Source organism: Glutamicibacter sp. AOP38-B1-38 (genome assembly GCF_052377485.1).
GTDB lineage: Bacteria > Actinomycetota > Actinomycetes > Actinomycetales > Micrococcaceae > Glutamicibacter.
In genome coordinates this window covers 159,153-175,150 of the sequence record NZ_JBQSWU010000001.1, presented here as the reverse complement: position 1 = coordinate 175,150, position 15,998 = coordinate 159,153, and the positions used below count along the sequence as shown (strand labels likewise).

The window sequence follows — 15,998 nt, the reverse complement described above, 5'->3', positions numbered from 1 at the left end:
CGGTGAGCGAAAGCGCCCCGATTTAGGGATAAAGTCAAGGCCAAAGCTGGTTGTATAGATTGAACATCGATTTAAGGAGGCTGGCAATGACTACTACTACCACTAGTCGTGAACTAAATGCCCTCGACCGGTGCGACCGATGCGGCGCACAGGCTTATGTACGGGCTGTGCTGGCTTCTAACAGCGGAGAATTACTCTTCTGTGCCCACCACGCACGCTCCGTGGAACCCAAGCTGCGCCCAATCACTTCGGTCTGGCAGGACGAGTCGGCACGACTTTACGAAAAGCCAAAGGTCGACATCAACGACTAAACGAGTGGGACCTATGTCCTATTCAACAGAAGGGTGATCCAGCCGATGCTGGATCACCCTTCTTGCTTTAAGCGCCTGCTTCCCGTGCTACAGCTTAAAAAGAAATGCGGTCGCAGTATCCTCATTAGGGATATTGCGACCGCATGACGTGAAAAATTTAGTCTAGGTAGTCACGCAGAACTTGTGAACGCGATGGGTGGCGCAGCTTCGACATGGTCTTCGACTCGATCTGGCGAATACGCTCACGGGTGACACCGTAAACCTTGCCGATTTCGTCTAAGGTCTTCGGCTGACCGTCGGTCAGGCCAAAGCGCATGGCTACAACGCCTGCTTCACGTTCGGACAGGGTGTCCAGAACCGAGTGCAGTTGTTCCTGCAACAGGGTGAAGGAAACCGCATCGGCCGGAACGACCGCTTCGGAGTCTTCGATCAAGTCACCGAACTCAGAGTCGCCATCTTCACCCAGCGGGGTGTGTAGCGAGATTGGTTCGCGACCGTATTTCTGAACTTCAACAACCTTTTCAGGGGTCATATCCAGTTCCTTGGCCAACTCTTCTGGAGTCGGTTCGCGGCCCAGATCCTGAAGCATCTGTCGCTGTACGCGTGCCAGCTTATTGATGACTTCAACCATGTGGACCGGGATACGAATGGTACGTGCCTGGTCTGCCATGGCGCGGGTAATGGCCTGGCGGATCCACCACGTCGCGTAGGTGGAGAACTTGAATCCCTTGGTGTAGTCGAACTTCTCGACTGCACGGATCAGACCCAAGTTACCTTCCTGGATCAAGTCCAAGAAGAGCATCCCACGTCCGGTGTAGCGCTTTGCCAGCGAGACAACGAGACGAAGGTTCGCCTCAAGTAGGTGATTCTTTGCGATCTTTCCGTCGTGAATGATCTGCTCGTAGTCCCAGCGCAAGCGCTGGTCGATTGAGCCGTCATCTTTGGAAAGCTTATCGGTAGCGAAAAGCCCTGCTTCGATACGCAGAGCTAAGTCGACTTCCTGCTCTGCGTTCAGCAGTGCGACCTTACCGATCTGCTTCAGGTAGTCCTTGACCGGGTCGGCGGTTGCACCTGCAACCATGACCTGCTGCTGCGGAGCATCATCATCGGCGGAAGACAAGGTGAATCCCTTGGATTCTTCTTCCGGCTTTGCCGAGCCGTCCTTGGCGCCAGCTGCGTCAGCGGCACCCGACTCAGCATCGTCTTCGGACTCTTCAGAACCCTGCTCGACGTCCGACTCCTCGGAAGTTGCAGTCTTCTTTGCGCGAGGCTTAGCCTTCGCACGGGTAGCGCGCTTTTTCGCGACAGGAGTTTCTGCCGTTTCCTCGGCCTCTGCGGCCTCAGCCTCAGTAACCTTACGATTAGCGTTCGTCTCAGAAGATGACACGAATAACCTTTCTAACGATGCGTTCCGGATGCACCTGCCGGTAACACCACTATGACCCTGTCAAGTCCGAATGCGCTGTATCAGTGACTCAACGCGACGGTGGGTACATTGATTACAACGCACCAACCACGTCTAATGTTCCCAAAAACTACGTTTCTGGAACCTAGACAACTCGAACCTAACCGGGTCTGTTTTTTCATTATCCACTAATTCGCCCACAGACACCACTTGACCCGGTCACCCGCGCGTCTGCTAACCCAGCTGGGCACGCCATGCACGCAGTTCGTCCGTAGCCCATTCGGGCATCGATCCGCGATTCATTAGCTCTCGAAGGAGCTGGGCTAGCCGGTAGTCTCCCCGCTCGCTAAGGACTCGATCGATCAAAGCGATGGCCATGGTGCCGCGCCCACGAGCCCATTCGATCCAAGCCAGGATGCACATCAAGGCGTGGCGTTCGCCATCAATTGCAACACCGAGCAGATCACGAGAAACCAACCACAGCCGTTCCAATCGCTTCCAGTCCGGGCTCTGCCACCCTCGCCCCAGGAGGAAATCTGCCAGAGGTTTAACCTGCTCGCCCCCATTGCCAACGCACAATTGTTTGGTCATTTCCATGGTCTGCGCCGTACCGACGCCAGCAAGAAAAGGCAGTACATCACGGACGAGACGAATTCTCAGGCCCGCCAGCATTCGTGCACTGCTCAGCGAACTCGAATGAATGCGTTCTAGTGCTTCATCATCGCTCAGGTTCAGGACTTCTGCCCATTCATCGAGGCTGTCCAGCAGGTCATCGCCAAATGCACCTGTGAGCTCTTGGACTTCTGCCGCGTTAGCCCACGTTGCTATTCCGGTTCCGTCCCAAGGTCGGTCCAACGGAGCAGAACCGGCAAGGACCAGAGACAGGTTGGTTTCTCCCAGCGCGATGTCTGGCCGTGGGAAAGTTACACCGACGTCGCCGTCGTCGTAGTCCCAGACTTTCTCGCGGCAAAGGCACCAGGCTTGTCGCAGTTGAATGCCATGAGGATCAAAGGCTTCTTCGAGTTCGCCGATCATTTGCTGATAGGGAATCTGCTCTGCGATCTTGATGTCTCCCGGTGCGTATACCACTGCGACAACACTGCGCACCTGTGGAAGTCGCCGAAGCAAGCCGAGCACCTGTGCGACCCACGGCCTGCGGTCCACTTCATGAATTTCGCTGGGCAGGTCAACACGAAGCGTCGCTTCGAGGCGTTGCCCAACGATCAGTAGGAGCACCATCGACTTTTGCGGGTGAAAGCCAAGGGCATGGGGAATATAGGCGAGTACGTCATCGCAATCGGACAACGAGAGGGGCTGCCGTTCGGGTGTAGTAGTCATAACCCCACGATGCGCCCCAAGAACTCTTCCGGGCTTCAGTTCAGCGCGCGCTGTGGAGAAGTGCTCCTACTGGGTATTGGCCGGCTGCTCTCTGGCCTTGCGCCGTTCGATCAGCATGAACGTCACCCCGATCGCCGCCATGACAAATTGCACCGACAACGCAATGCGGAAGGCCGGCAAATTGTATAGCTCGCCCACCGACCCGTTGGCCGCATAAAGCCAGTCCATCACGACGCCGACCAGGTAGATGGTGACGAACCCGCCGAAGAACCCACCGGTATTGACCAGCCCAATGGCGGTACCCATGATGTTTGGTGGGTTGAAGGTCCGGGCAAAGTCGAACGCGATAACCGATGAAGGACCACCAGCCGCCACGGCAACGAGCAAAATGATCAGCACCCATAACGGCGCAGCACCAGGCCAGAACAACACGACCGCCCACATGAACACCATGGCTCCAATAACGCCCAGAGCGAAGTTTGAGCGCTTGTGCGGATATCTGGCCGTCAACGCTCCTAGAAGCGGCCCGTATAAGACCGCAACCGCCACGAAAATCGACATCAACCCGGACGCGAAACCACCTTCGAGCCCTTGACCTTGAACCAGGAAGGGGTACCCCCAGGTCAGCAAGAAAACATTGATCATAAAGGAGGTGGTGAAGTGTGTCCAGAACCCGAGCCGGGTTCCGGGTTGCTTCCACGCGGTGGTTAATCGATCACGGGTGCGCATCGGCGCACTCTCGCTCAGATGCGCCCAGCCCGGACCATTGCGAATCAGGGATATGGCGATCAGCAAGCTTGCTAAAGCCAGACCGGACATGACTGAAAATGCCGGGGTCCACCCAAACTGCACCAAGATCAGATGAAAAGGAAAGAGGCTGACTAGTTGTCCAGCCTGCCCAAAGGTTCCTACCAGCTGCGTTAATACCGGAATGCGCGAGCCGGAGAACCACAACGGAAGCAGCTTGAGTACCGAGACGAACACCATCGCGTCGCCCGACCCAACTAGGATTCTTCCGCCTAACCCCATCGGAACGCTGGTTGAAATAGCCAAGAACGCTTGGCCCATAGCCATCAACACCGAACCGGTGATGATCATGACGCGCGGCCCAATCTTGTCCAGCAGCAGGCCTACCGGAACCTGAGCGCCGGCGTAGACAACAAGCTGAACCACCGAAAATGACGCCAGGATTTGAGCGGTGGCATCAAATCTTTCAGTGGCCTGAAGCCCTGCAACACCAAAACTTGTTCGTTGGGACACGGCCGCCATATAGGTAAATATTCCGGCACAAACCACCAACCAAGATCGCGCCGAGTTTAGGTGAGACTGAATCACTGGTCAGGGTCACCCGATGCGGAGTCCGCTCCCCCGGACTTTCCGTTGGCGTTCAACCAGTCGGTGCTGTCCTCGATTGTGGCCAGGAAGTCTTCAACGCTTGCCCCCAGCTCCTCGGCATCTGGCATTTTTTCGTCTTCATCCAACAGCAGCGAACGGCGTTCGTGATCTTGCGCGTGCTCGTCAAAGCGCTTCTCAAAACCGAGCACCATTTGCTTGACTTCGTTGCTGCTTTCGATCTGTTCGGCAAGCTGAGATTCGATCAACCGGGCCGCTTCGCGCAACTTTTCTGTGGGAAGCGCCAGCTTCAGCGCGGCACCCACATGCTCTAAGGCAGCCACGGCAACCGCCGGATATTCGGATTCGGCCAGGTAATGCGGGGTGTGCAACGAATAGCCTACGACGTCGCGGCCCGCGTCATTCAGGCGGATCTCCAAAAGCGCCATCAGCCCCGATGGGGTTTCGGCGGTAGGGGCCCACGTGGAGATATTTTCGGTGAGATCCTTGCGGTTTCCGTGTGCGGTCACTCCCACTGGGCGGGTGTGTGGCACAGGCAGAGGCAGCGACACGGTGCCGGTCACCAGTTGCACGTTGAACGCGTCGATAAAGTTCAGCAACTCGGCGATGGTGCGTTCCCAACGCAGGTCTGGCTCGACTCCGGTGAGGAACCAGAACTTCCGGTCCAGCGCATCGGTCATCAGGTAGATTTCGATGCGCGGCTCCTGATAGCCGGCGAAGTGATCGCCGAGGAAAGACACCCGTGGGCGCTGGGCGCTGTAGACAACAAGCTCATCCGTGTCAAAACTGGCATAGAGTTCAGAATTCAAATTTCCGAAAAGCTCGTTGCATACCAGGTCATGGGCATGGCCTGCGTCGGATGCTCCACGCAACGAAACGTACATCCCTAGACCCTGCAGACTCGGATCGTCCAAGTTAATGCTGACCAGAGTCATCAACGGATCCTTGGACATTCTCACCTCAATCGTTTTCGGTACCGCCAAGCAGAGGCGATTACTTAAAGCTCAAGAACTTATCCTATCCGTTCAGCCTTTCGCTCGCTGTGAAGTATCGCACGCCGAGCTCAAACCTCGGCTAACATCGGGTGTAGGAAACACTCAGCTCACCGGCCCCATCCACCGGTTACTCTCGCGGGCTGAACCGTCCTTAGACCCTACAAAGGCACAGAAGGAATGATTTTGTGATCAACTCCAGTGATCTCACGTTGACCGCCATTGGTGCAGACATCAAACGTAAAAACGCCGACGCCCTTATTTTGGGCGTGCTGAAGAACGGCGACAAGGTATCCATCGCCGCGTCACCGCTCGCGGCAGAAACCACCACCGCTCTGGAACAGTCGCTCACCGCGCTGAACGTCGCCGGTTCTGCAGACGAAGCAACCGTGCTTCCAGCAGTCGACGGCATCAAGGTCAAGACGATCATGTTCATCGGCTTGGGAGTGAAGGATCTCTCCGAGCTCAACGACGAGAAGTTGCGCCGCGCCGCCGGATCGGCAGCACGCCAGCTTTCCCACGCCAAGACCGCGATCTTCGCCTTGCCTGCCGACACACTCGAGCAAGTTTCAGCCGTGGCCGAAGGGATAGCCCTGGGCGCATACCGCTTCGAGAACTTCCGTTCGAAGAAGAACGACAAGCCAGTCCTTGGCGAGGCATTCATCGCCACCGCGGTCGCAACCTCCAAGGATCTGCCTGCCTTGCTCAAGCGCGCCGCGGTTATCGGCCGCGCCGTGCGTGGCACCCGAGATCTGATCAACACCCCGGCCAATATCTTGTACCCGGAAACCTTCGCCACCGCGGTGAAGGACTACTCCAAGTCGCTGCCGTTGAAGGTCACCATCTTTGATGAGAAGCGCCTGACGAAGGAAGGCTTCGGCGGACTGATGGGCGTTGGTGGCGGCTCGGTCCGCCAGCCTCGCATGGTCAAGGTCGAGTACTCCCCGGCCAAGGCCGCCAAGCACCTGGCACTGGTGGGCAAGGGCATTACCTTTGACACCGGTGGCATCTCGATCAAGCCAGCCTCGGGCATGCACGCGATGAAGTCCGATATGTCCGGCGCCGCGGCAGTCTTCCACACCATCGCCGCGGTATCGGAGCTTGGCCTCGACGTGAAGGTCACCGCGTGGCTATGCCTGGCCGAGAACATGCCAGGCGGCGCTTCGACTCGTCCCGGAGACGTGCTGACCATGCTCGGCGGCAAGACTGTCGAAGTGCTCAACACCGACGCCGAAGGGCGCCTGGTCATGGCCGACGGTTTGGTAGCGGCCAGCCAGGAGAATCCGGATGTGGTGATCGACATTGCCACGTTGACCGGTGCACAGATGCTCGCATTGGGCCTGCGCACCGCCGGTGTCATGGGCAACGAGCAGGTACGTGACGATTTGGTCGCAGCCTCGGACGCAGTGGGCGAGCTCGCCTGGGGCATGCCGCTTCCGGAAGAGCTCCGTCCAAGCATCGATTCTCAGGTCGCCGATCTGGCCAACATTGGCGAGCGCATGGGCGGGATGATGACCGCTGCGGTCTTCCTGGAAGAATTTGTGGGCGAAACCGACGGTCAGAAGATTCCTTGGGCGCACATCGACTTTGCTGGTCCGGCCTTTAACGAGGGCTCGGCGTGGGGCTACACCCCTAAGAACGGCACCGGTTCGCAGGTCCGCACCTTGGTGGCCTACGCCGAGACGATGTCCGGCACCCGCTAGAAATGCCTTTTTCGACACATCCCGGTGCGGGCGAAGTCATAGCCCAATGCGCCGGGATGTGTGCCAAAATACGAGATATGGCCGACTTTTAGCCAACTCAAGATGACTCTGGTGCTTTGACGGTACTAAGGTAAGTTTTGAAACATCACCGGTGAATTTGTTCGCTCGCGCCCCGTGCGAGAGTTAGACCAGTTCACCACCCGATCTCCAGGTCGGCCATGGCCGACCTCACTTAGCTATTACGAGGGAGCGTTCACGTGGCCGATTCGGCAGCAACGCAAGAATTTGATGTCCTCATCCTCGGCGGTGGTTCCGCTGGATACTCGGTCGCTTTACGCGCCATCCAGTTGGGCTTCACCGTTGGATTGATCGAGAAGGAAAAGGTCGGCGGCACTTGCTTGCACACCGGCTGTATCCCAACCAAGGCGTACCTGCACGCAGCAGAGCTCGCCGAAAACGCTCGCGAAGGTGCCAAGTACGGCATCAACTCCTCCCTCGAGTCAATTGACCTGGGCGGAGTACGCAAGTACAAGGACGGCATCGTCGCCGGCAAGCACAAGGGTCTTCAGGGTCTGCTGAAGATGAAGAAGGTCAACGTTATCGAAGGTAGCGGACGACTGGTCTCCAAGGACACCATCGAGGTTGATGGCGTCCCCTACAAGGGCAAAAACATCGTCCTTGCGACCGGTTCGACTTCCAAGACCTTCGGCCTGGAAATCGGTGGCCGCGTGCTGACCAGCACCGAAGCGCTGAACATGGTTGACATGCCAAAGAGCGCCATTGTGCTCGGTGGCGGCGTCATCGGTGTTGAGTTCGCCTCCGTCTGGAAGTCCTTCGGCGTCGACGTGACCATCGTTGAGGGCCTGCCTTCGCTGGTTCCAAACGAAGACCCAGCCATCATCAAGAATCTCGAGCGCTCTTTCAAGAAGCGTGGCATCAAGTTCAACACCGGTGTCTTCTTCGAGAAGGTCGAGCAGGATGCCGACGGCGTCAAGGTCTCCCTAGCTGACGGCAAGACCCTCGAAGCCGAGATCGTCCTCGTTGCCGTCGGCCGTGGCCCGGTCACCGAGAACATGGGCTTCGAAGAGCAGGGCATCACCCTCGATCGCGGTTTCGTGATTCCTAACGAGCGCCTGCACACCGGCGTGGGCAACATCTATGCCATCGGCGACATGGTCCCGGGCGTTCAGTTGGCACACCGCGGTTACCAGCACGGTATCTTTGTCGCCGAAGAAATCGCTGGCCAGAACCCAACCATCGTCGAAGACATCAACATTCCAAAGGTAACTTTCTGCGAGCCAGAAATCGCCTCGGTCGGCTACTCCGAGCCTGCCGCAAAGGAGAAGTTCGGTGAGGACCAGATCGAAACTACCGAGTACAACTTGGCTGGTAACGGCAAGTCCTCGATCTTGGGCACCTCCGGCCTGATCAAGATGGTCCGCGTCAAGAACGGCCCAATCGTGGGCGTTCACGGCATCGGCGGCCGCATCGGCGAGCAGATCGGTGAAGCACAGCTGATCGTGAACTGGGAAGCCTACCCGGAGGATGTTGCACAGCTCATCCATGCACACCCAACGCAGAACGAGTCGCTGGGCGAAGCCGCAATGGCTTTGGCCGGCAAGCCACTTCACGGCTAAATAAGCTGTTGGTCACCGGGTAGCGCGTTCACACACGCGCTACCCGGTGCACTAAGCTCGGAGGCAACGCCTCCATTCATCGGTTTCTGGGTGTTCAACCGTTTAAATTGCACACTCAAACCACACTTCAAGCTTGATTTAAGAGGAGATACGGGAAGATGTCTGAGACCGTAAACCTGCCCGCACTGGGTGAAAGCGTTACCGAGGGTACGGTAACCCGTTGGCTGAAACAGGTCGGCGACCGCGTTGAGGTTGATGAGCCGTTGGTGGAAGTTTCCACCGATAAGGTCGACACCGAGGTTCCATCACCTGTCGCTGGTGTTATCGAAGAAATTTTCGTCGCCGAAGATGAGGAAGCCGAAGTAGGCGCTCCTCTAGTTCGTATCGGTGATGGTTCGGGTTCCGACGCCGCTGCACCGGAAGCCCCTGCAGCCGAAGAGGCACCTGCGGCCGAAGAGGCACCTGCGGCCGAAGAGGCACCTGCTGCTCCAGCGGCCGAAGAAGCCCCTGCCGCAGCTCCTGCTGCAGCAGACTCCGCTTCGGGCACCGAGGTCACCCTCCCAGCTCTGGGCGAATCGGTCACCGAAGGTACCGTCACCCGCTGGTTGAAGGAAGTTGGCGAAGAAGTCGCCGTAGACGAGCCACTGCTCGAGGTCTCCACCGACAAGGTAGACACCGAAGTTCCTTCACCAGTTGCCGGCACCCTGCTGGAAATCCGTGTTGCTGAAGACGACACCGCCGAAGTTGGTGCCGTTCTTGCAGTGATCGGCGCTGCGGGCGCTGCTCCGGCTGCCAAGGAAGAAGCTCCAGCCGCTCCAGCACCAGCTGCCAAAGAAGAAGCTCCAGCCGCTCCAGCACCAGCTGCCAAGGAAGAAGCTCCAGCCGCTCCAGCACCAGCTGCCAAGGAAGAAGCTCCAGCCGCTCCAGCACCAGCTACCAAGGAAGAGGCTCCTGCCGCTGCTCCTGCTCCTGCTCCTGCTCCTGCTGCCGAGAACAACAGTGATGCAGGCTACGTCACCCCGTTGGTGCGTCGTTTGGCCAACCAGCACGAAATCGACATCGCTTCCGTCAAGGGCACCGGCGTTGGTGGACGTATCCGCAAGCAAGACGTTCTTGACGCAGTAGCTGCCAAGGAAGCCGCCGCTGCACCGGCTGCTGCTCCTGCCGCTCCTGCTGCTGCTAAGCCGGCCGCCCCGGTTGTCGAGGCATCCTCGTTGCGCGGTACCTCCGAGAAGGCTCCACGTATCCGTCAGGTAATCGCCCGTCGTATGCGTGAGTCCCTAGAGGTCTCCACCCAGCTGACTCAGGTTCACGAGATTGACATGACCCGCGTGGTCAAGCTGCGCGCTTCTGCCAAGAATAATTTCAAGGCAGTCAATGGCGTCAACCTGACCTACCTGCCATTCATCGCTAAGGCAGTTGCCGAAGCCTTGAAGGCTCACCCGAAGCTGAACGCCGAGTACAACGAAGAGACCCAGCAGATCACGTACCACAATGCCGAGCATCTGGCGTTTGCGGTAGACACCGACAAGGGCCTGCTGGTTCCTGTTGTGTCGAACGCTGGCGATCTGAACCTGGCTGGCATGGCTTCGCGTATTGCCGACGTCGCAGAGCGCACCCGCACCAACAAGATTGGTCCGGATGAGCTTTCCGGTGGCACCTTCTCGATCACCAACATCGGCTCGGTCGGAGCACTGTTCGATACCCCGATCATCAACCAGCCACAGGTAGCAATCCTGGGTACCGGTGCGATTGTGAAGCGTCCAATGGTCATCACCGATGCCGATGGCAATGATTCGATCGCCATCCGTCACATGATGTACCTATGCCTGACCTACGATCACCGTCTGGTTGACGGCGCCGATGCAGGTCGATTCCTGCAGACTCTCAAGGCCCGTCTTGAGGGTGGCGCTTTCGAAGGCGACCTGGGTCTGTAAAGTCGTCGATCGACTTTCACAAGCGAGGTAAACGATCGCCCCTTCCGTTCATTCGGGAGGGGCGATCGTCGTTTCTACAATTCGTCGAAAATCAATTAGGCTGGAGCCATGGACTTCCTAACTCTTATCCTTGTTTTCTTGCACATTCTCGGTGCGGCAGCGATCTTCGGTGGCTGGCTGGCAAACTTCAAGACCCCTACCGTGAATGTTTGGCAGTGGTACGGCGCGATTGCTCAGCTAATTACCGGTTTGGCTCTCGTTGGCATGGCCGAAGCAGGCGATGGCGACGTGAACCACATGAAGATTGGCGTCAAGGTTGTCATCGCTATCGCCATTCTCGTAGCGGCATTCATCGGTCGTAAGAAGGTCAAGGCCGGCGAAGAGGTTTCGACCGGGATTGCGCACGCAACCGGCGGCCTGGCATTGATCAATATCGCGATCGCCACTCTCTGGGTCTAAGCTACAAGACAGTCTTGCAGCTCCAGGCAAAGGCGAGGCAACCCGAAGGCAATTCGGGTTACCTCGCCTTTGTCATGCCTCGCGGCTGAGCACCTTTCCAATTTTCCATTTCCCCTCAATCAGCTTCAGTTCCACTTCGATACGTTCCCGCGTGCCACGGGCCACCTGATGGACCACACGGTTCACTGAATCCACATAGTCGTAGGCTTCCTGAGTGGATGTCGCACGTAGTATCACGGTGTCTGGTTGCGCACGGGCAGTCACCGAGATGTCTTCCAAGCGGGTAGCTAGTCCATTGATTCCCAGCTTCAGCGACTCCAAGCGTTCGAGCGTTTGCTGGTCTCTTTTGAATTGCTCCGAGGCGGGCGGATAAATCGCTGACAATGCTTTGAGGTCCTCGGTCTCTAAGGCCGCATCCCGTTCGCGTGAAAGCTTGATGAAACTGGCTATTACCGTCTCAGCGGAGAACGCGCAGGCAGGAACCACGGCTCCGTCGAGGATCCGGCATGGTTCACGCCGTTCCTGTGTTTGCGACAGAGACCCCGTCTCCGATTGCCCGCGCTCCCCCACTAGATTTACACCGAGAAAGCTCGCACCCACGAGCATTGCCCCTCCAGCGACAGCCAGCAAGACCTTGCCACGTCCTGGGGTTCGGCGCAGTTCATGCATACGCCACTCGGGTGCGCCAGGATCTCTTTGACTCTTCTCCGTCTTGGGTCTTCTTGGCCGCTTGCGCCGACGCCGGCCGAGCGCCTCGCTAGGGTGAACTGTGGCCATTAGATGAGTCGATTCTACCGGTGTGCACTGTTCCCAATTGATGGCTTCAGCCTGCGCCGCAGCGAAGAGCGTCCGGGCGAATTGCTCCGCTGTCGGCCTCTGCTCCGGAGCTTGATGCAGAGAATCAAGCAGCAGCTCATGGATCAGGGTGGGCACCGCCGGGAAGATGACCGTGACCGGCGGGCGCATATTCGGTTCGGAAGGAGCGGTTCCTTCAAGCAGGAACCAGAGGCACGCGCCTAAGGAATAAACGTCCTGCTCACCGAGGCGCCCCTCTGGTTCGCGCGCGGAAACCTCAGGCGCCATAAACCCCGGAGTACCCGACCCGGGTGTCTCATCGATACCGGTTCGGCTTTCTTGAAAATCGCCTAATTTCGGCATTCCATCGGCTGTCAACAACACGTTGCCAGCCGAGACATCGCCGTGAATTTGCCCAGCGGAGTGCAAGGCGGCCAGAGTCTGGGCTATCGGCGCCAAAGCTGTGACGCACTCTCCGAGTGAAAATGGTGCGCGTTCTTCGAGAAGTTGAGCCAGGCTTCCGCCGGGACAGTACTCCATCAGAATCCCCTCGCCCAACTGTGTCGAAAGGGTGCCGTAAAAATCTATGACATATTTCCTTGCGGATTCGACCTGCTGCTGACGCAGCGAACAGATACTTTCGGCGTTTGTAGAAAGCTTCAACACCATGTAGCTCTGATCCGAGTCACGGCGCATTAACCAAACTTTGCACGGTGACTTGGCCTTTAATGGACGAACCGTCACATATCCGGGGCAAGTTGGCCAGGCCAACAGATTGTTTGAATCATTCATGTTCCAGTTCTAACGCAAAGAACAGATTCTCGCCTCGGTTATCCACAGCTCAGCGCCTCTCAGCCAATTAGCGGGGCCTGTTGCAAAAGGCGTATGGTAACCACTATGGCGATCGAATTCGAACGAGTCGGACTCGGCACGGAGCTAATTCCATATTTGCAAGCGTGGGATTACCAGCAAAATTTGCACGATGCTGTAGCGGCCGATGAACAGACCCCGCGAGTCCTGTTTCTTGAACACGAGGCGGTTTATACCGCCGGCAAAAGGACCGAACCTGAAGACTTACCCCTAGATGGCACCCCCGTTGTTGACGTTGACCGTGGCGGGAAACTGACCTGGCATGGCCCCGGACAGCTCATCGGCTACCCGATCGTGAAGCTGAAGAAAATCAGCGCGATACGTCTGTATGTGGAGACCCTCGAAGAAGCGTTGATTAACGTCATAGATGAAATTGGCATCCCCACCGTTCAAGTCAAGGGGCGTTCAGGCGTCTGGGTCCCAGGCAAGAACGGCGAAGAAGATCGAAAGATAGCCGCCATTGGCATCCGCATCACCCGTGGAGTCACCATGCACGGTTTTGCGCTCAATTGCTCAAACGACCTGGCCGCCTACGACCAGATCATTCCCTGCGGAATTACCGATGCCGGCGTAACCACGATCTCCGAACAACTAGGCCAGACGGTCTCCCCCAACGATGTCGTTGAGCGGGTGCAAGAGGAACTTGAACGTCTCCTCTCGCCACAAGTCGTCTAAGCAAATATTACTAACGTAGAAGGACCCTCCAATGAGCATTGAACCTGAAGGCCGTCGACTGCTGCGCGTCGAAAAGCGCAACGCCCAGACGCCAGTTGAGCGCAAGCCCGAGTGGATCCGCGCCGAACTCAAGATCGGCCCCGAATATGTGGGCCTGAAAAATTTGGTGCAGTCCGAAGGCCTCCACACAGTATGCGAAGAAGCTGGCTGCCCCAATATTTTCGAATGCTGGGAAGACCGCGAGGCATCGTTCCTCATCGGCGGTTCCGAATGCACCCGTCGTTGCGACTTCTGCCAGATCGACACCGGAAAGCCTGCTGCACTAGATCGCTCAGAGCCATTCAAGGTGGCCATGAGCGTGAAGAAGATGGATCTGCGTTACGCAACCGTCACCGGCGTGGCCCGCGATGATCTCGAAGATGAAGGTGTCTGGCTGTACGCCGAAACGGTACGCCAGATCCACAAGATGAACCCGAGTACCGGAGTCGAGTTGCTCATCCCCGACTTCTCCGGAAAACCCGATAACCTCGACGCCATTTGCGATTCGAAGCCTGAAGTCTACGCACACAATGTGGAAACCGTCCCGCGTATTTTCAAGCGCATCCGTCCGGCTTTCCGCTACGAACGCTCCATGGATGTCATCACCCACGGTCGGAACCGCGGCTTGATCACCAAGTCGAACTTGATTCTGGGCATGGGCGAAACGCGTGAGGAGATTTCCGAAGCTATGCGCGACCTGCATGAGGCGGGCTGCGATTTGCTGACGATCACTCAGTACCTACGCCCAACCGAACGTCACCTTCCGGTCGACCGCTGGGTCAAGCCGCAGGAATTCTTGGAGCTGCAGCAAGAAGCCGAGGAACTCGGTTTTGCCGGCGTCATGTCCGGACCATTGGTTCGTTCCTCATACCGCGCGGGACGACTCTGGGCTGGCGCCATGCGCAAAAAGGGTCGCGAGATCCCAGAGTCCCTTTCCCACATCGAATCCTCGGGTACTACCCGTCAGGAAGCTGCTTCGCTGCTTAACCGCTGAGCCCAACTCCATGTTCAAGCATTCGGATCCAATTGCCGTAAAACCCGGCGATTGGGTCCGAATTCATGTTGTGCAGCGCACCGCGCGAAGCCTTCGGATTCGCGCGGAATTCCTCGAAAGAAAAATAAGCCAGTCAGATCGCGTAGAATTGAAGCACTATGGCCAAAAACTCCGATAACGATGCGGCCGCGCAACAGAAGCGTGGTCTGTTTTCGCGTAAACCAAAAGCTGAAAAACAAAATAAAGAGCCCGGGCGCCTAAAGCAAATGGTGCAGGTCTTCCAGATGACCCGCCGTAACGATCCGATGGTCGTTTGGTGGATGGTCTTGGCCTTCCTTGGCGTCATTGCCGTTGGACTGATCATCGGTATCTTGATCAACAACTGGATCACGTTGCTAATTATCGCGATCCCTCTTGGCTTGCTCGCCGCCCTGTTCATCATGTCCCGTCGGGCCGAGAAGGCCGCGTTCGCGCAGCTTGAAGGCCGTCCGGGTGCCGCTGGCGCGGCGATGAGCGTACTGCGTCGCGGCTGGATCTTGAAGGATGAGCCAGTCGCGTTCAACCGCCACCAGGATCTGGTGTTCTTGGCGGTTGGCCGTCCCGGCGTTGTGCTGGTCACCGAAGGCCCAAGCAGCCGCGTGCGTGATCTGGTGGCGTCCGAACGCAAGCGTATTGCTCGCGTTCTGCCGAATGTTCCGATCCACGTGATCAACGCCGGACAGGACGAGGACCAGACCGATCTGGTAGAAGTCAGCAAGAAGATGAAGAAGCTTCCGAAGGCAATCACCAAGCTGGAGATCAGCGCGGTAGACAAGCGACTAACCACGCTTACCGCCAACCGCCTGCCGATTCCCAAGGGCATCGACCCAAACCGAGCACGCCCTAACCGCCGAGCTCGCTAAACAGGCATAAAGAAAACCGCACTAGCTCGCTAGTGCGGTTTTCTTTATGCCTGGATTCTTGAACGCGGACTAGCGGATATTCACCAGTACGCTTTTTCCTGCCCGGTCGTGGAAGCCGCGCTGATCCGCGTCCGAGAACAGAACCGGAATCACCAAGCACAACAGCACCGATCGAATGACCCCGGTGAGCGGCTTGATCGCCGTGCCATCCATGGATTGAACTTGCAGCCCAAAGGTCCGATGCCCAATACTGTGGCCGGTGAAGCCAACGGCAATCATCTGGCCGGCACAGAACAATGCGAGCGTGGCGAGGTCGTTCAAGTTGAACAGCCACCAGCTCAGCAACATGGATAGTCCCCAGTCCACGCATAACGCGCCGAGCCGACGCGGCAACCGGCCGATCGCCCCAGGCCCTTTTTCCGGTCGTCCCAAGCGCTGGCCCGGCCATTCTTGCGAGTTTAATTGCGGGGGGCCTTCGAGCCACGAGCTAAAGTCTTTGCGTTCCACATAACTAGTGTATCTGGGCGATCTGTGTGAATCTCATCAGTTTGTTACGCATCACAAAGCCACTACTGACCCGGTACGACG

Annotated in this window: 14 protein-coding genes; 8 read left to right on the top strand and 6 right to left on the bottom strand. The window is 57.5% G+C overall.

The genetic code is table 11. The annotated features are described in order from the left end of the window. Positions 1 to 86 precede the first annotated feature (86 nt). Positions 87 to 311, top strand: coding sequence for a DUF7455 domain-containing protein (locus tag ACT3TP_RS00775; protein WP_096286423.1), 225 nt, complete (start codon positions 87 to 89; stop codon positions 309 to 311). A gap of 157 nt (positions 312 to 468) precedes the next feature. Here the strand turns inward: ACT3TP_RS00775 and ACT3TP_RS00770 are convergent, their stop codons facing one another. From ACT3TP_RS00770 to ACT3TP_RS00755, 4 genes are all read right to left on the bottom strand, one after another. Next, the gene (locus ACT3TP_RS00770; RefSeq protein ID WP_096286425.1) at positions 469 to 1,698 is read right to left on the bottom strand and encodes an RNA polymerase sigma factor; all 1,230 of its coding nucleotides are present in this window, start codon (positions 1,696 to 1,698) and stop codon (positions 469 to 471) included. Between the two features lie 252 nt (positions 1,699 to 1,950). After that, complete coding sequence (locus ACT3TP_RS00765) at positions 1,951 to 3,054, bottom strand: DUF4192 family protein (protein WP_444618809.1); 1,104 nt, start codon at positions 3,052 to 3,054, stop codon at positions 1,951 to 1,953. 66 nt (positions 3,055 to 3,120) lie between these two features. Continuing rightward, positions 3,121 to 4,350, bottom strand: coding sequence for an MFS transporter (locus tag ACT3TP_RS00760; RefSeq protein WP_444618807.1), 1,230 nt, complete (start codon positions 4,348 to 4,350; stop codon positions 3,121 to 3,123). 35 nt (positions 4,351 to 4,385) lie between these two features. After that, the gene (locus ACT3TP_RS00755; RefSeq protein ID WP_255248438.1) at positions 4,386 to 5,342 is read right to left on the bottom strand and encodes a proteasome assembly chaperone family protein; all 957 of its coding nucleotides are present in this window, start codon (positions 5,340 to 5,342) and stop codon (positions 4,386 to 4,388) included. A gap of 245 nt (positions 5,343 to 5,587) precedes the next feature. Here ACT3TP_RS00755 and ACT3TP_RS00750 point away from each other — a divergent pair, with 245 nt between their 5' ends. The 4 genes from ACT3TP_RS00750 (at position 5,588) to ACT3TP_RS00735 (ending at position 11,135) form a co-directional block, all read left to right on the top strand. Further along, positions 5,588 to 7,102 (top strand): leucyl aminopeptidase, encoded by a 1,515-nt coding sequence (locus tag ACT3TP_RS00750; RefSeq protein ID WP_444618805.1) that lies wholly within the window; start codon positions 5,588 to 5,590, stop codon positions 7,100 to 7,102. A gap of 257 nt (positions 7,103 to 7,359) precedes the next feature. Next, a complete protein-coding gene (gene lpdA / locus ACT3TP_RS00745) occupies positions 7,360 to 8,739 on the top strand; it encodes a dihydrolipoyl dehydrogenase (RefSeq protein WP_096286435.1) in 1,380 nt (459 codons plus the stop codon). Positions 8,740 to 8,897: 158 nt separating this feature from the next. Next, positions 8,898 to 10,676 (top strand): 2-oxoglutarate dehydrogenase, E2 component, dihydrolipoamide succinyltransferase, encoded by a 1,779-nt coding sequence (sucB, locus tag ACT3TP_RS00740; RefSeq protein WP_444618803.1) that lies wholly within the window; start codon positions 8,898 to 8,900, stop codon positions 10,674 to 10,676. A 108-nt stretch (positions 10,677 to 10,784) separates the two neighbouring features. Continuing rightward, entirely contained in the window at positions 10,785 to 11,135 is a 351-nt protein-coding gene (locus ACT3TP_RS00735; protein ID WP_096286439.1) for a hypothetical protein, read from the top strand. A gap of 72 nt (positions 11,136 to 11,207) precedes the next feature. Here ACT3TP_RS00735 and ACT3TP_RS00730 read toward each other — a convergent pair whose 3' ends face one another. Then, positions 11,208 to 12,722 (bottom strand): serine/threonine protein kinase, encoded by a 1,515-nt coding sequence (locus tag ACT3TP_RS00730; RefSeq protein ID WP_444618801.1) that lies wholly within the window; start codon positions 12,720 to 12,722, stop codon positions 11,208 to 11,210. A 105-nt stretch (positions 12,723 to 12,827) separates the two neighbouring features. Between ACT3TP_RS00730 and lipB the strand changes: the two genes are divergently transcribed. The 3 genes from lipB (at position 12,828) to ACT3TP_RS00715 (ending at position 15,410) form a co-directional block, all read left to right on the top strand. After that, positions 12,828 to 13,475, top strand: a complete 648-nt coding sequence (gene lipB, locus ACT3TP_RS00725) for a lipoyl(octanoyl) transferase LipB (protein ID WP_444618799.1) — start codon at positions 12,828 to 12,830, stop codon at positions 13,473 to 13,475. A gap of 31 nt (positions 13,476 to 13,506) precedes the next feature. Then, complete coding sequence (lipA, locus tag ACT3TP_RS00720) at positions 13,507 to 14,508, top strand: lipoyl synthase (RefSeq protein WP_096286445.1); 1,002 nt, start codon at positions 13,507 to 13,509, stop codon at positions 14,506 to 14,508. Positions 14,509 to 14,666: 158 nt separating this feature from the next. Continuing rightward, on the top strand, positions 14,667 to 15,410 hold the full coding sequence (locus ACT3TP_RS00715) for a DUF4191 domain-containing protein (RefSeq protein WP_096286447.1): 744 nt from the start codon (positions 14,667 to 14,669) through the stop codon (positions 15,408 to 15,410). Between the two features lie 69 nt (positions 15,411 to 15,479). On the opposite strand, the gene ACT3TP_RS00710 is transcribed toward ACT3TP_RS00715, so the two are convergent. Then, positions 15,480 to 15,917 carry an RDD family protein gene (locus tag ACT3TP_RS00710; protein WP_444618797.1) on the bottom strand — a complete coding sequence of 146 codons (438 nt, stop codon included), beginning with the start codon at positions 15,915 to 15,917 and terminating at the stop codon, positions 15,480 to 15,482. Between the last annotated feature and the right edge of the window lie 81 nt (positions 15,918 to 15,998).